Source organism: Spirosoma soli, from assembly GCF_042684525.1.
GTDB classification, from domain to species: Bacteria; Bacteroidota; Bacteroidia; order Cytophagales; family Spirosomataceae; genus Spirosoma; species Spirosoma soli.
Map to the genome: position 1 here is coordinate 758,429 of NZ_JBHULN010000001.1, position 13,803 is coordinate 772,231.

The 13,803-nt window shown below is 49.0% G+C and carries 12 protein-coding genes; 7 read left to right on the forward strand and 5 right to left on the reverse strand.

The features are described from left to right. Positions 1-66: 66 nt before the first annotated feature. Positions 67-1,140 (reverse strand): sensor histidine kinase, encoded by a 1,074-nt coding sequence (locus ACFSUS_RS03110; RefSeq protein WP_381518910.1) that lies wholly within the window; start codon positions 1,138-1,140, stop codon positions 67-69. Positions 1,141-1,182: 42 nt separating this feature from the next. After that, on the reverse strand, positions 1,183-2,268 hold the full coding sequence (locus tag ACFSUS_RS03115; RefSeq protein WP_381518913.1) for a sensor histidine kinase: 1,086 nt from the start codon (positions 2,266-2,268) through the stop codon (positions 1,183-1,185). Positions 2,269-2,660: 392 nt separating this feature from the next. Between ACFSUS_RS03115 and ACFSUS_RS03120 the strand changes: the two genes are divergently transcribed. The 3 genes from ACFSUS_RS03120 (at position 2,661) to ACFSUS_RS03130 (ending at position 5,008) form a co-directional block, all read left to right on the forward strand. Continuing rightward, on the forward strand, positions 2,661-3,062 hold the full coding sequence (locus ACFSUS_RS03120; protein ID WP_381518916.1) for a T9SS type A sorting domain-containing protein: 402 nt from the start codon (positions 2,661-2,663) through the stop codon (positions 3,060-3,062). A gap of 505 nt (positions 3,063-3,567) precedes the next feature. Beyond that, positions 3,568-4,365 (forward strand): phytanoyl-CoA dioxygenase family protein, encoded by a 798-nt coding sequence (locus ACFSUS_RS03125; RefSeq protein WP_381518919.1) that lies wholly within the window; start codon positions 3,568-3,570, stop codon positions 4,363-4,365. A 313-nt stretch (positions 4,366-4,678) separates the two neighbouring features. After that, positions 4,679-5,008 carry a cupin domain-containing protein gene (locus ACFSUS_RS03130; protein WP_381518922.1) on the forward strand — a complete coding sequence of 110 codons (330 nt, stop codon included), beginning with the start codon at positions 4,679-4,681 and terminating at the stop codon, positions 5,006-5,008. A gap of 115 nt (positions 5,009-5,123) precedes the next feature. Here the strand turns inward: ACFSUS_RS03130 and ACFSUS_RS03135 are convergent, their stop codons facing one another. Then, complete coding sequence (locus ACFSUS_RS03135) at positions 5,124-6,503, reverse strand: Gfo/Idh/MocA family protein (protein ID WP_381518925.1); 1,380 nt, start codon at positions 6,501-6,503, stop codon at positions 5,124-5,126. A 321-nt stretch (positions 6,504-6,824) separates the two neighbouring features. Between ACFSUS_RS03135 and ACFSUS_RS03140 the strand changes: the two genes are divergently transcribed. The 3 genes from ACFSUS_RS03140 to ACFSUS_RS03150 all read left to right on the forward strand — a co-directional run bounded on the left by ACFSUS_RS03140 (position 6,825) and on the right by ACFSUS_RS03150 (position 10,419). Continuing rightward, positions 6,825-7,688 (forward strand): sugar phosphate isomerase/epimerase family protein, encoded by an 864-nt coding sequence (locus tag ACFSUS_RS03140; RefSeq protein ID WP_381518927.1) that lies wholly within the window; start codon positions 6,825-6,827, stop codon positions 7,686-7,688. Positions 7,689-7,742: 54 nt separating this feature from the next. Further along, positions 7,743-9,086, forward strand: a complete 1,344-nt coding sequence (locus ACFSUS_RS03145) for a Gfo/Idh/MocA family protein (RefSeq protein ID WP_381518930.1) — start codon at positions 7,743-7,745, stop codon at positions 9,084-9,086. Between the two features lie 193 nt (positions 9,087-9,279). Beyond that, on the forward strand, positions 9,280-10,419 hold the full coding sequence (locus ACFSUS_RS03150) for an aldose epimerase family protein (protein ID WP_381518933.1): 1,140 nt from the start codon (positions 9,280-9,282) through the stop codon (positions 10,417-10,419). A gap of 130 nt (positions 10,420-10,549) precedes the next feature. Here ACFSUS_RS03150 and bshB1 read toward each other — a convergent pair whose 3' ends face one another. Next, entirely contained in the window at positions 10,550-11,269 is a 720-nt protein-coding gene (gene bshB1 / locus ACFSUS_RS03155; protein WP_381518935.1) for a bacillithiol biosynthesis deacetylase BshB1, read from the reverse strand. A 339-nt stretch (positions 11,270-11,608) separates the two neighbouring features. On the opposite strand from bshB1, the gene ACFSUS_RS03160 reads away from it, so the two are divergent. Next, entirely contained in the window at positions 11,609-12,616 is a 1,008-nt protein-coding gene (locus ACFSUS_RS03160; RefSeq protein ID WP_381518938.1) for a nitrilase-related carbon-nitrogen hydrolase, read from the forward strand. Positions 12,617-12,644: 28 nt separating this feature from the next. Here the strand turns inward: ACFSUS_RS03160 and ACFSUS_RS03165 are convergent, their stop codons facing one another. Then, positions 12,645-12,866, reverse strand: coding sequence for a carboxypeptidase-like regulatory domain-containing protein (locus tag ACFSUS_RS03165; RefSeq protein WP_381518941.1), 222 nt, complete (start codon positions 12,864-12,866; stop codon positions 12,645-12,647). Positions 12,867-13,803: the final 937 nt, after the last annotated feature.

Genomic DNA, 13,803 nt, shown 5'->3' on the forward strand with positions numbered 1-13,803 from the left:
CAACGAATAGTCCCGTATCAGCCGAATACCAACGAGTCTTTATAAGCTTATTTTTAACACGTCTACTCAGCTGTTAACCGGCCAGCTGCAGGCTCCTAACGTGGGTTGGCTCATCAGCAACGGTAACGTAACGGTGAATCGGCCGGCGGCATCTTCAATGTCAATTGTCCCCTGCCCCAGCAACTCATATTTGGTAGCAATGTTGGACAGCCCTACCCCATTTGACAACACGCGCGTTTGTCGACGTTGCACGTTATTGCTCACCCGCAACTGGTTTTGGCTGTCGGTCTGGATAATGATACACAAGGGCTGATCGGCTGCTACAATGTTGTGTTTGATAGCGTTTTCGACCAGCAACTGCAAGGTGAGCGGGGGAATCAGCGCATTGAGATGCTTATCGGCTACGTCAATTTTCAGGGTCAATGCGCTGCCGTAGCGAGTGCGTTGCAAGTGGTAATACGACTCAATGAAGCGTAGTTCAGCCTGGATGGATGTGAGCTCGTGGGTGTTCGTTTGCAACAGATACCGATACACACTCGATAGCTCCTCAATAAACCGCTCCGCCCGCTCCGGGTCGTCGTCGATCAACGATGAGAGGGAGTTTAGGCTATTGAACAGGAAATGAGGGTTTACCTGCTGCTTTAAGCCTTCTAACTGGCTTTGCAGGTTGGCCCGGCGGAATCGTTCTGTTTCGCTTAACGTCTGCGACCAGCGCTCAAATGTATAAACACTCTCGTGCACTACGTTAACGATGGCATTACCTGCTATGCCAATCAACAGAGCCGTGTAGAGTCGTGATGCGTTAAAGGTGTACCCTGGAAAGCCTACCCACTTGTACCCGTAAAAAAACGTAATAATGGCTACAGACGACATGCAGATGTGCACTAACAAAGCGAGCGACATCCGCATCCAGGTTTGCCGAACAGCCGGAAAACGACGACGAAAGTATAGGGCAGGAATACTGTGCAAAAAGTAAATGGGAGTCCACAATACCATGGCGCTCAAGGTAGCCAACACAAACGTATCGAGCCGCTTGAAATACTGGGCCCCAAAGAGCATGTAGTTAAAAAACAGATAATAAAGCGGCAGAATGCCCAAGGCAATGGCATTGTCTCGCCGGGTGTATTGCGTCCCGCTCAATATATATATGTTTGACAAACAGCCCATTAAACTCGCAACCCATTAGGGTAAAGCTACCAAATTTTCGGTGTTTCGTAGCAACTTAAGCTTCACTTCGAACAAGTGCCCATCGTCGGTAATCTGGGGCAAGGATAACCCTAGAGAATCGTACAAAGCCGTCAGGTGATTGAGGCCACCTGACAAGCTCTGAATATGACGCGTTTTCCGCTGGATTGAATTCGTTACTGTTAGATGGTTACTATCGGCCCGGATGGTGATGCAGAGCGGCACCCCTACGCTGATCACGTTATGACGAATGGCATTTTCAACCAGCGTTTGTAAGGTAAGCGGTGGTAACCACCGCTCAGCACCTTCTTCATCTGTTATCAACTCCCAGTTGAGGGCTGCGCCATACCGCGTTTTCAAGAGAAAGAAAAAAGACTTAATGAAGTTTATTTCGGTGCTTAGCGGCACCAGCCGATTTTGGTTCGTTTGCAGCAGATATCTGTAAACCGTAGCGAGCTCATCCAGAAATTCGCCCGCTTTTTCTTTGTCCTCCCAAATCAAAGCCGATAATGAATTGAGGCTATTAAACAGGAAATGAGGGTTTACCTGGTTCTTAAGGCTATCGAACTGGCTTTGTAGGTTAGCTTTCTGCACCGCTTCAGCTTCAGCCACGGCTACCCGATACAGTTGCAGATAGTACGTTATCTCGTAATACCCCCCAACGATGATAACAAACGTGAGCGCCATGCACACATGAATTACGTAAACCCTGGGAAATTCGGGTGGTGTCATCAGGTCCATGAAGTCGAGCTGGCTTAGGCCCCAGGTTTCACCAATCTGTGTAATTACAGTAAGCAGCGAATAGCCGCCGAATGTCATCAGAATGCGATTTTTAGTCTGCGATTTCAGAGTATAGCGCATTCGCACGTGCATCACCCACCAGAACAGCAGATACCAGGCCGCCGTGGTAGTAATGAGCCCCCACCCGAAGGTCATGGCAAAAAGCCGCCAATCGTAACCATACTCTTCCAGATAGAACAGCACAAACGGCAGCACCGCCAGCGGTATGCCGACAATGCGTATCCATTTATCGTTGGGGTGAGCCAACGTTTGTACTGGTGTATCGAGTCCGTTTGCGGCCACAGCTGGTCGTAATAGGTTTTTAAATTGGCTCTACAAGGTTACAAAGGTTCGGCTACATGAACAATGGCAGAAGAAATGACCCGGCGTATCCAACGGTTAAAATGCGCTAAAAAACGGTTGAACCGCAAAAATTCAGTGCGCGTCGTTCTGTATTAAGAGGGTTCTGTAAAAAGCCCAACGGCTAAGCCTGATAATTGTCTTCCGACCGCAATTCGACAATATCGCTTCACCAACGGCTAGCTTCCGGGCCTGCTAAACAAGGCTTCCGCTGATCAGCTCCTATCTGTTCTCAAAAGTGCTAGTATCTGACTCATTTGAGACAGCCTTTGCTGGCTAACCACCCGACCTTTGATCTATCCAAAACGGACAAACTTTCCAAAACACGATAGATCATGAAAACCCTCATCAAACCCCTGCTCGTTGCTTTCGCTTTCGTATTAATCAACTTTAATGCTGCTCAAGCTGAAACTGATAACCCTGGTAACCAGCCCAAGTCAGCAGTTGCTTACCAAAGCAGCATCTACACCACCGTTGAAGGAAAAGTCAGGATCTCCCTGGACAAGCAAACCGGCGGTATGGTCGAGATTCGGCTGACCAACGCAGCTGGTAAAGTATTGTACACCCAACAGGTAGACAAACACCAGACAGCGGCTCGCGTTCGGCTGGACGTGAGCAATTTACCTGACGGAGCCTACCAATTGGCTATCACCAATGGGGTAGACACCACTCGTCATTCCCTCACGCTGGCCACCCAGCAACCTAGTGAGCAAAGTCGTTTGGTAGCCCTCAATTAGTAGTCAGTAGCTACGTGAAAAGCACGCATACGCTCAACCGAGTCACTAATCAGCTAAAAGATGGGTGGCTCGGTTGAGCTTTGTTTGTTACGCCCCAGTGTAGAAATGCCGGTAAAGCGCCGTTTCTCTTGTAAGCGCGTTACTTAGTCCAGACGTGCCTCGCGCTCGCGGCAGGCCGGTAGCCTTTGGAAAAGACTAAAGACGAAGATAGGGGTATACAATGCTTTCGTAAGCAACTTGTACTGTATACCCCATTAATTTATCTTTGTCCTATGAGGATGGCACCCATGTTATAATCTTCCTGACTGATGTCGCTCTGACATTGCGCCTTTTTTATAAAGGCCTATTTCGCTGTTGCCTTATAGTACGGTACTTGCCGAACTGGATTCCCAGCCGGTATATCAACCCAATTCGTTTGTCTATTAAAGCTTCGCGCCCCAGCCCCAGCCAGTATCTCATTGTAATCGGCCCCGGCAACAGACCTGCATAAGGCAATAATCTTATCATGTCAAAACCTTATACAATCATGCAGGGAGCATTAAGTAAAGAACAAATTAAACAGTTTATCTCCGACGGATTTGTGCGCATTGATAACGCGTTTTCCGCCGAACTTGCCCAGCAGGTCAGGGATATTCTTTGGCAGGACATACCGTTTGACCCTAATGCCCCCGCCACCTGGTCTGCACCCGTTATTCGGCTTGGGATGTATTCACAGGAACCGTTCGTTCGGGCCGCCAACACGCCAGTTCTTCACCGGGCGTTCGACCAGCTGGTAGGTCCAGGCCGCTGGATACCCTGTCGAAGTATGGGAACATTCCCCGTCCGTTTCCCATCCAACGAAGATCCGGGTGATACGGGCTGGCATGTCGATGCGAGTTTTCCGGGAGCTGATCCGGCGAATTATTTGGAGTGGCGCATTAACGGGTACTCGAAAGGACGGGCCTTATTGATGTTATTTCTCTTTTCGGCTATTGGCGAAGACGATGCACCCACCCGCATCCGAATCGGCTCTCATGTAGACGTAGCTCGCTTATTACAAAAGGTAGGTGATGCGGGGCTCTCCTTCATGGAGCTAGCCGAAAAGCTATCAAAACTACCGCAAAGGAAAGAAATTAAAGCAATTGGCAGGGCCGGTACTGTCTATTTATGTCATCCGTTTTTGGTGCATTCAGCACAGGCGCATCGGGGTAGCGAACCAAGATTTTTAGCCCAGCCCCCCTTACTACTTCGCGATGCATTGGTTCTTACGGGTAGGGATGTCGGCTATGCGCCCGTAGAAGAAGCGATTCGGCTTGCTTTATAAAGCGGTTCTAAACAGCTTAAGTTGTGCTGTATCTCCGGCCGCTCCAAATGAGTCGTCGAAGGTACAGCACGACTTAAACCATGAACTAAAAATCCGCTCGGTCAAACGGTCACATTTAAAGAGGATACTAAGCTCGCCAAGCTGACTACAAGCTTCTGTTTGCTATAGTTGTTCAAAACGGCTGAGAGCCTGTTGAAAAGATGTTCGATTAAGATTAGCACTTTACTCAGCAACAGAATAAACAATACCAGGCCGGGCAAGGTAAGCTCAATTATACCGCTGAAGATTTGTGTTTGATTAAACCATAGTAACCATGAACGTTGGCAACTTATTTACGGCAATCCCTGCGAGCCTACCCGATGAGCTGTTTGAAGACCTCTTAGTCCATTCAAATTTTCGCCTGGAACGTATTGTTTCCAAGGGGCACTCTTCCCCCGAAAACTTCTGGTATGATCAGGCCGAACATGAATGGGTTTTGGTCCTGCAAGGGGAAGCTCGTTTAGAACTAGAAGACCAGGAAGAGCCGATCCATCTATCGGCAGGCAGACATCTGCTGCTGCCTGCTCATTGCCGACACCGGGTGGCCTGGACTCACCCCGAGCAGGAAACTATCTGGCTCGCTCTTTTCTATACCGATGACTAAGGTTTGGATCTTCAACGCCTGAACTACTGGTTGTACGGTATATTGACAAGGCTCTTCCTCAAACAAAAAGCCAGCTACACATCTGGCTTTTTGTTTGAGGAAGAGCCTCATTTATCTAGACTTGATTTGGCATAGGGTGTTTCCAGGGCTGGCGGTACGGTCGTTGTAACAGATTATTAGCTTCTTTATCGCCAATAATTTCCCGCTTTTTCGGATCGTAGACAACCGGTCGGCCAATCTGCATCGATACGTTCGCCAGAATGCAGCTTGCCGTTGATATGTGTCCTTCTTCAATATCGGCTACGGGACGACCGTTATTTTCGATAGCCTCCAGAAAATTGATCATGTGCAGCCGGGTAGCCGGGGCCGCGTTCAACTCAATCTTTGGGTTAGTTGGCTCGGTGAGGTCTTCCGGGTACTTCTCTTTCTCATACACAACATCCTTATGAATCTTCTGAGCTTCTTTGTCGAGCGGCACAAAGTCATATTGCATGGTGCTGGCCCATAACGTACCCTTATCACCGTACAGCGTCAGCGACCATGGGTAATCGGGATTGTTGGGAGTACCCCAGGACCGGTGCTGCCAAACACAGTTCAGTCCATCGTATTCGAAAATGGCCGACTGCGTATCAGCGATGTTCGACTTTCCTTCCTTTTGTACGTAAATACCGCCGGTCGACGTAATGCGCTTGGGCCAGCCAAGTTTCAGCATCCACCGAACCGTATCAAACATGTGTACGCACATATCCCCCATAATGCCATTACCATATTCCTTGAATGTTCGCCACCACCGAACGTGAGGAATGCCATCGTAGGGGCGCAGAGGAGCAGGTCCCGTCCACATCTCATAATCCAGAAAGCTCGGTACTGGCTGCACGGCCGGGTTACCATTGGCCCGCATCGGGAAGTAGCAACACATCTCGACGTGAGACACTTTGCCCAGCAAACCCGCTTCGACAATGTTCTTCTTTGCATCAATCAGGTGGGGAGTGCTTTTCCGCTGGGTACCCACCTGCACCACTTTATTGTATTTGCGGGCAGCAGCCACCATGGCTTCGCCTTCCATCACATCAACACTGATGGGCTTTTGTACGTAAACATGCGCCCCGGCTTTAACAGCATCGATCGTTTGTAGCGCATGCCAGTGGTCAGGCGTACCAATGACGACAATATCCAACTTATTCTCGGCCAGCATTTTTCGGTAGTCGCCGTAGAGCTTGGGCACTTTACCCGATTTCTGGCGCTGACTAACCAGCTTTGCTGCGTCGTCCAGCATATTCTTGTCTACGTCGCACAAGGCGACGACGTCAACGGGCGATACTTGAATTAATCGAAGCAAATCGCTTTTCCCGTACCAACCGGTGCCAATAAGAGCAACCCGGTACGTCTTGTCGGGTTTGCTAAGGTTCATGCCATTAGCCCCGAGAGCAGTTAAAGCAAGTGACGCCGAAGCCCCCTGAAGGAACTGGCGTCGGTCGATGGTGAAATAAGGCATTGACGTTCAGGGTTCAAAAGGTTCACTCCCCCGTATCGTTCATGAGTAAGCAGTACTGGGAGTATGATTCATTCTGAAAAGACCATCCTGTTATGCAAATACTCTTTTTCATGGTGGCGAATTTTACGTTACCCAATCCTACCCGCTTTTGGCATCCTTTTAGGTAGACCTACTCGCGGCTGGTCTAGATGTAGGCCTGATCCGGCTGATTTAATGTTCTCGTTAGAAGTGGAAAGACAAAGCAACTTGCAAACAGGTCAGTAGAAAACCGAGGCTAATCGTTTTCAGTAAAGACAGTCCAACCTTTACTGATTTGTATAAATGACTACCCGAAGATCCTTTCTGAAAAGAGCTGGTGGCTCTGTAGCCCTGGCCTCTGTCGGTCCAGCGGTTGCTTTGGCTGATAGCTCGCGAACCGGCCATCAAGCGAGCGACGACTTGTTTAAGTTAGGCATAGCTGGCTATAGCTTCGTTCACTTTAAACTGGATCAAGCACTTGAGATGATGAAAAAAGTGGATGTTCATTACCTGTGCATCAAGGATTTTCATCTGCCCTACAATAGCACAGCCGAGCAGATCAGCACCTTCCACGAGACCCTGAAAAAGGCGGGGGTAACCGGATACGCGGTTGGTCCAATCTACATGAAAACTACCCAGGAAGTTGATAACGCATTTGACTATGCCCAACGTGTGGGGGTCAAACTGATTGTCGGCGTCCCCAACGCTGAGCTTTTGCCTTATGTTGATAAAAAGGTAAAAGAGTTTGACATGCGGTATGCGATTCATATCCACGGACCGGACATTAAACTTTGGCCCAATGCGTCATCCGTCATTGATGCCGTTAAAAATCTGGACCCACGCATGGGCCTTTGTTTTGACATGGGCCACGATACCCGCTTCGGCGATAACGCTATTGCCGACCTGGAAAAGTACGCCAAACGTATTTTCGACATTCACCTCAAGAACGTAACGGCCGCTACCAAAGAAGGCTCAACCTGCGAGCTGGGCCGGGGCGTTATTGACATACCGGCTTTCGTTGCTATGCTGCGCAAAGTGAAGTATGATGGCTGCTGTAGCCTCGAATACGAGAAAGACATGAAAGACCCGCTGGCCGGTATCGCGGAATCAGTTGGTTATTTTAAAGGCGTTTGTGATACGTCGAAATCAGGCAGGCGGAAGGCGTAATAACCTCCCTTAGCGCTTCACTAGTAACTATTAACCTCTTATTCATTAAATCGGGTGGATACCTCAAGACGAGAATTCATTAAAAAGGCCGCTTTAGGCACCGCTGGCATCACAGTCGGCGGCTTAGCCAATGGCATGTCAGCCAAAAGTTATGCTAAAATCATCGGGGCCAACGAACGGATCAACGTAGCCATTATCGGGCTGGGTCGACGGCTGGGCGCTTATTACGACCCCATCTCTCGCAAAGACAGTAATGTTGAGCTGGTGTACTTGTGCGACGTGATGAAGAAGCAACGAGAATCGGCCGTCCAGAAGTTTTCGAAGCACATAACGTATACACCCAAGCAAGAAAACGATATTCGGAAAGTGATTGCCGATAAACAGGTAGATGCTTTATTCATTGCCACCCCCGACCACTGGCATGCACCGGGCACCTGGATGGCCGTGCAGGGGGGCAAGCACGTGTACGTCGAAAAGCCATGCAGTCACAACCCGCGCGAGGGCGAAATTCTGGCCGAATGTCAGAAGAAATACGGCAAGATAATCCAGATGGGTAACCAGCAACGTTCAGCGCTCGAATCCATTGATATTGTCAATCAGATTCACAACGGAGCCATCGGAACACCTTTCAAAGCGGTAGCTTTCTACGCAGCTTCGCGCGGTGAAGTTCCTATTCCAAAGAAAGCACCTGTCCCCGACGGCTTGGATTGGGAGCTGTTTCAGGGTCCAGCTCCCCGAATGGACTACACGCATGATACGTGGGACTACAACTGGCACTGGTATGGCTGGAACTATGGCACTGCCGAGAGTGGCAATAACGCTACTCACGAACTGGATGTAGCCCGGTGGGCGCTCCAGGTTGAATATCCAGAATACGTAACGGTTGAGGCTGCCAAACGCGCTTTTCCAGAAGATGGCTGGGCGGTTTATGACACCATGGATGCTACGTTCCGTTTTCCGGGTAACAAGATCATCAAGTGGGATGGCAAGAGCCGAAACGGCCACAAAACGTATGGCAGCGACCGGGGCACCATTATCTACGGCAGCAACGGTAGTGTGTATGTAGACCGGGATGGGTACACGCTGTTCAACCGCGAAGGCAAGGCGATTAAAGACAGTAAGTCGGCCGGTTCGGAAGCAGGTACAGCCTTGGGCGGTGGTGGAGACATGACCACCCGACACGTGGTTAACTTTTTCGAATCCATTCGCGGTAAAGCTAAGCAAGCCTCCCCAATCGATGAAGGCGCTAAGAGTACATTACTTTGTCACCTGGCCAATATTTCCTACCGCACAAACAAGTCGTTAGATGTTGATCCTAAAAATGGCCATATCCGCGATAAAGAAGCCATGAAACTATGGGGCCGCGACTATGAAAAAGGTTGGGAGCCGAAGATTTAAGAAGTTAGTTGTGTTGGTTTTGCGTTGAGCATAGTCTATAAGCTATGCTCGGGTATTATCCGGTCTCTAACCGGAATAATTTATCAACTTAACTGCTCCGGTCGGAGACCGGTTAACGCCTGAGCATAGTCTGGAGACTATGCTCAACGGAGCTCACTCCTACGTACTTATCCTCTAACCTTACTTGACCCTTATGAAAGCGGCTTTTTTACCACTATTTCTTTGCTTTATACTCTCCTACGTAGCTTTCGCACATCATCAACCAGTGGACCCTAAACCCGGCATCGAACAGGAGGTGTTTGGCAAACTTCCCGACGGACGTGAAGCGCAACTGTTTACGCTACGAAACGCGGCTGGCATGGAGGTGAAAATCACAAATTATGGAGCCTACATTGTATCGTGGACGGCTCCCGACAAAGCAGGTAAGCAGGAAGCTATAACGTTGGGCGTTCCTACGTTTGCCGATTACCTAAAAGGCACACCCAGTTTCGGGCCCGTCATTGGGCGCTTCGGCAACCGGATCGCAGGAAGTAAATTTACGATCGACGGTAAAGAATACGCTTTGGCCAGTAACAACGGTAAAAATCACATTCATGGCGGTCGTGTCGGCTTCGACAAAAAGCTATGGACGGCTACGCCCGTGGACGGCAATGAACCCGCAGTCAAACTCCATTACACCTCACCCGATGGCGAAGAAGGCTACCCCGGTACGCTGGACGTTGATGTAACGTACACCCTGCAGAAAGACAACGCGTTACGAATCGACTATAAAGCGGCTACTGATAAACCCACGGTCGTGAATCTGACGAATCACGCTTATTTTAACCTCAGCGGCATGAAGCACGATGTGCTAAATCATGTGCTGATGATTAAGGCCGACAAAATTTTACCAACAGACCAGACGCAGATTCCTACCGGTGATGTACTTCCTGTTGCAGGCACCCCTTTCGACTTCTTAAAACCAACAGCCATAGGCACCCGCATCAACGATACGACTAATACGCAGATTCGCTACGGTTCGGGTTATGACCATTGCTGGGTATTTACCGATAAAAGCAACAAGCTAAAGCTGGGCGCTACGGTTTACGAACCCGAGAGCGGCCGGTTCATGGAAATGTATACGACTGAGCCGGGCGTACAGGTGTATACGGCCAATCACTTAAAAGGAAACTTGCGCAGCAAAGAAGGTGTCGCTTTCGAGCGCCGATTTGGCTTATGCCTGGAAACGCAGCACTTTCCTAATTCACCGAACCAGCCTAGCTTTCCCACTACCGTTCTTAGACCGGGCCAGACCTACCAGAGTACAACGGTTTACAAGTTTTCGGTAAAGTGAGTAGTCAAGCGTAGTCAGGTATTGTCAAGAGTGGTTAGGGCTAGTTAAGTAATTGGTGATGGACAACATGCCAACAGCTTGACAAGCCTTGACCACCCCTGACAATTCTCAGTAAGTGCCCCAAAACCACTCAAACCAGCGCGAACAGATCTTTTACGCCCAGCATTCGCTTACTGATGAATCCTTCGCCAAACTCGGTTCCAATCATATGCCCGTGTTCGCGGGTGCGGGCTTCCAAGAACTTCATGAATGCCTCCCCCGAGATGTAACTCTGTGGCTCAGGGCTGTCTGGGTTAAAGAATTGGCTTTTGTACGCTTTGATAGCCGCAATTTTGCCCTCCCAGTACGGCGTTACGTCCACCACAAAATCGGGTTTTAGAGAGCGATCCTGAATGAAATAGTAAACAAACTGGGGGCGATGCGCTTCCTGCGGCTGGCCGTCTTTACCGACCGTCTTAATCTGCCGCAATCCGGAGTAGAAACAGGCTTCGGTAATGAGCTGAGCCGCGCGTCCGTGGTCGGGGTGGCGATCGTCCGGGGCGTTGGTCAGTATTATTTTCGGCCGAAACTGCCGAATAACCGGAATCAGTGCCATCTGATGTTCTTCGTCGTTTCGGAAAAATCCGTCACGAAAGCCCATGTTTTCACGGGCCACTAAGTTCAGCAGCCGGGCTCCTTCGGCCGACTCCTGCAAGCGTATTTCGGGGGTTCCGCGCGTGCCTAGTTCACCGCGGGTCAGGTCGACACCCGCAACGGTCTTTCCCTGCGCTACCAGAGATAGCACCGTTCCGGCGCAGGTCATTTCAATATCATCAGGATGAGCCGCAATGGCTAAGACGTCAACAGTCATGTACTACTGGTTATAAATTTTAAAAGCGTTGGTTAGTTGATTTGTTTTTAACAGGATTTACAGGGTGATAAGATCCGCTTTATCAGGAGACTCCCATTCATCCTGTAAATCCTGTCAAAAACACTTCCTATCGTTTCACTACAGGCGAATGGCACACAACATCAATCAAACCCGCGAACTTTTTGTTCAGTGCCCCGCTCCAAAGTCTACGTTATTTTCCAATGAAACTCCTTATTTTGGCGCACCATATAGTCAGTAGTTAGCCTTTTTTGCTTTATTTCTGTGTAGTACCGTTCCCACACACCCATCGTCACTTAATTCACTACGTCACCCAAACCCATGTCTTACAAAGCCCTAGCCCTTCAGTTAAGCTGCCAAACCGTAAACCCTTACCAAACCCGCGATGATGCCGAAGCGATGATGCTAGAGACCATCGAACGCATCGAAAAGCAACTTGCTGCCTCCATTGGCTATATTGGCCGAGATACCCTCCTGGTTGTTGTACCCGAGTACTTTCTGACAGGTTTTCCGATTACTGAAACGGTTGATGAATGGCGCGAAAAAGCCGCCCTTGAGATCGACGGCCGCATTTACGAAGCCTTAGGAGCCATGGTGCAGCGTCAACAGATATACTTCTCCGGAAACGCCTTCGAACAGGACCCTTTCTTTCCCGAGTTATATTTTCAAACTAGCTTTATCATTGGCCCGAACGGTGACGTACTTCTACGCTACCGCCGACTAAACGCGATGTTTACCCCCACTCCGCATGATGTATGGGAGCTGTACTTAGACGCTTATGGGTATGATTCACTGTTTCCGGTCATAAAAACAAACATTGGCAATCTGGCCTGCATTGCGTCGGAGGAGATTTTGTATCCGGAAGTAGCCCGCTGTTTGTCCATGCGCGGAGCCGAAGTGTTGCTGCACTCCACGTCAGAAATTGGTAGCCCTCTTCAAACGCAAAAAAACGTAGCGAAACTGGCGCGGGCTATTGAGAGTATGGCATATGTGGTATCAGCCAATTCAGCGGGCGTAGTAAATAGTTCAATTCCGCTTGGCACCCACGATGCAGGGTCTAAGATTATTGATCCCAAAGGGGTGGTGCTGGCCGAAGCGGGTTATGGCGAAAGCTTGGTCGCCAACGCCGACATTGATCTGGCAGCGCTACGTGAGTTTCGGCAACGTCCGGCTGTGGGCAACCTCCTGGCCCGGCAGCGCTTCGAACTGTACGCGGACAGCTACGCCAAGAATAGCGTTTATCCTCCCGGCACCCTTCTGAGCCAGCCCGCCGAGCGGTCTCATTTTCTGCGCACCCAGCAGGAAGTTATCAAGAAGCTGTACAGCTAGCCTTTACCCATTTTCTCACGGCCAGTGCTTACTCACCGGACGGGTAGTTGTTCGTTAGCCGATATACGCCGTTTTCGTCAGCATTCGTCCCGCGCGAGCTGTTGTTGATATAGACCGTGGCGAAAGGCAGCGCTTGCCCTGTTTTAGCGTCAATGACTCGCCCTGTCAGGGTGGCAACTGGCGTCTGAGCCAGAACAAGTGAATACGAAAGCGCGACAAAAAAGGTCAGGATAGCAGAAAGCTTTTTCATATCATGGTAAGGGCTTCCCAACGTAGTACCATCCAAAGACAATGTAACATTTACTTATCAATAGCAAAGCCGTCACGTGCTTTTTTCTACCGACTAACTACCCTAGTGTAATCGCCAGACCATCCCCAAAGATTATTCTACAACAGGCTCCATGTTTAGCTTCTCAACTGACTTTGATACAGCCTCAATGCTGTGCCTACGGGTAGCTTTTGCTCTTTTGCCATACTCAGTACTTCTCCGGTAATGGTATACGAGTCCCCCAAATGTTGGCATTGCTTCCAGACCCAATAAGCCTGTTTATACTCATGTCCAGTCTGGTTAGCAATCTGAATCAGTAGCTCAGTGTTTGTCGTGATTCGTACGGGTTTAAACATCGACGACAAAAACTGTCCTATAAACCGTAAGGTTCTCATAGATTTCACAAAACAAGATGGTGTGAATACGAGAGTAATAGTACTCAGAGATTGCTTCTTAAGAATGAAAGTTTCATTAAAATGAGCCTATCTCATGATTTGCAATAAAAATCATGTCCAGGCTGCCTTACTACCAGGCTACGGATCGAGGCAGCGCAATACGTTAACTCTTTTAACGTCAACTACTTATCTCAATAAAACATAAGTTTAACATTCATTTAACCTTTTTTTTAGGCTCATTTAATCCGGTACTATGAGCTTTATCCCGTCAGGAACTAATGGATAGAGAAATCATGACTATGCCCGTAGGTTGGTGAATTGGTGCTTACATACCTCTGAACTGGTATGGTCATGATTCTTTTTACTTGTGATTCCGATTCCACCATTATCAAAAAGCGTGTGAGTTTATCTGTAATTGTAAAGGTTTAGTTACACGCTTTCTATGCTGATTATCAGCCTTTTTTGAGTTATCGTAAACTAATAATTTAATCCGTCGTTTTTAAATAAGCAAAGAGCTATGTATG

Excerpts from the sequence above, each read along its gene's own strand:
- ACFSUS_RS03150 (WP_381518933.1), top strand. The coding sequence starts at position 9,280 with ATGAAAGCGGCTTTTTTACCACTATTTCTTTGCTTTATACTCTCCTAC.
- ACFSUS_RS03125 (WP_381518919.1), top strand. The coding sequence starts at position 3,568 with ATGTCAAAACCTTATACAATCATGCAGGGAGCATTAAGTAAAGAACAA.
- ACFSUS_RS03160 (WP_381518938.1), top strand. The coding sequence starts at position 11,609 with ATGTCTTACAAAGCCCTAGCCCTTCAGTTAAGCTGCCAAACCGTAAAC.
- ACFSUS_RS03140 (WP_381518927.1), top strand. The coding sequence starts at position 6,825 with ATGACTACCCGAAGATCCTTTCTGAAAAGAGCTGGTGGCTCTGTAGCC.
- ACFSUS_RS03135 (WP_381518925.1), bottom strand. The coding sequence starts at position 6,503 with ATGCCTTATTTCACCATCGACCGACGCCAGTTCCTTCAGGGGGCTTCG.
- ACFSUS_RS03130 (WP_381518922.1), top strand. The coding sequence starts at position 4,679 with ATGAACGTTGGCAACTTATTTACGGCAATCCCTGCGAGCCTACCCGAT.
- bshB1 (WP_381518935.1), bottom strand. The coding sequence starts at position 11,269 with ATGACTGTTGACGTCTTAGCCATTGCGGCTCATCCTGATGATATTGAA.
- ACFSUS_RS03120 (WP_381518916.1), top strand. The coding sequence starts at position 2,661 with ATGAAAACCCTCATCAAACCCCTGCTCGTTGCTTTCGCTTTCGTATTA.
- ACFSUS_RS03165 (WP_381518941.1), bottom strand. The coding sequence starts at position 12,866 with ATGAAAAAGCTTTCTGCTATCCTGACCTTTTTTGTCGCGCTTTCGTAT.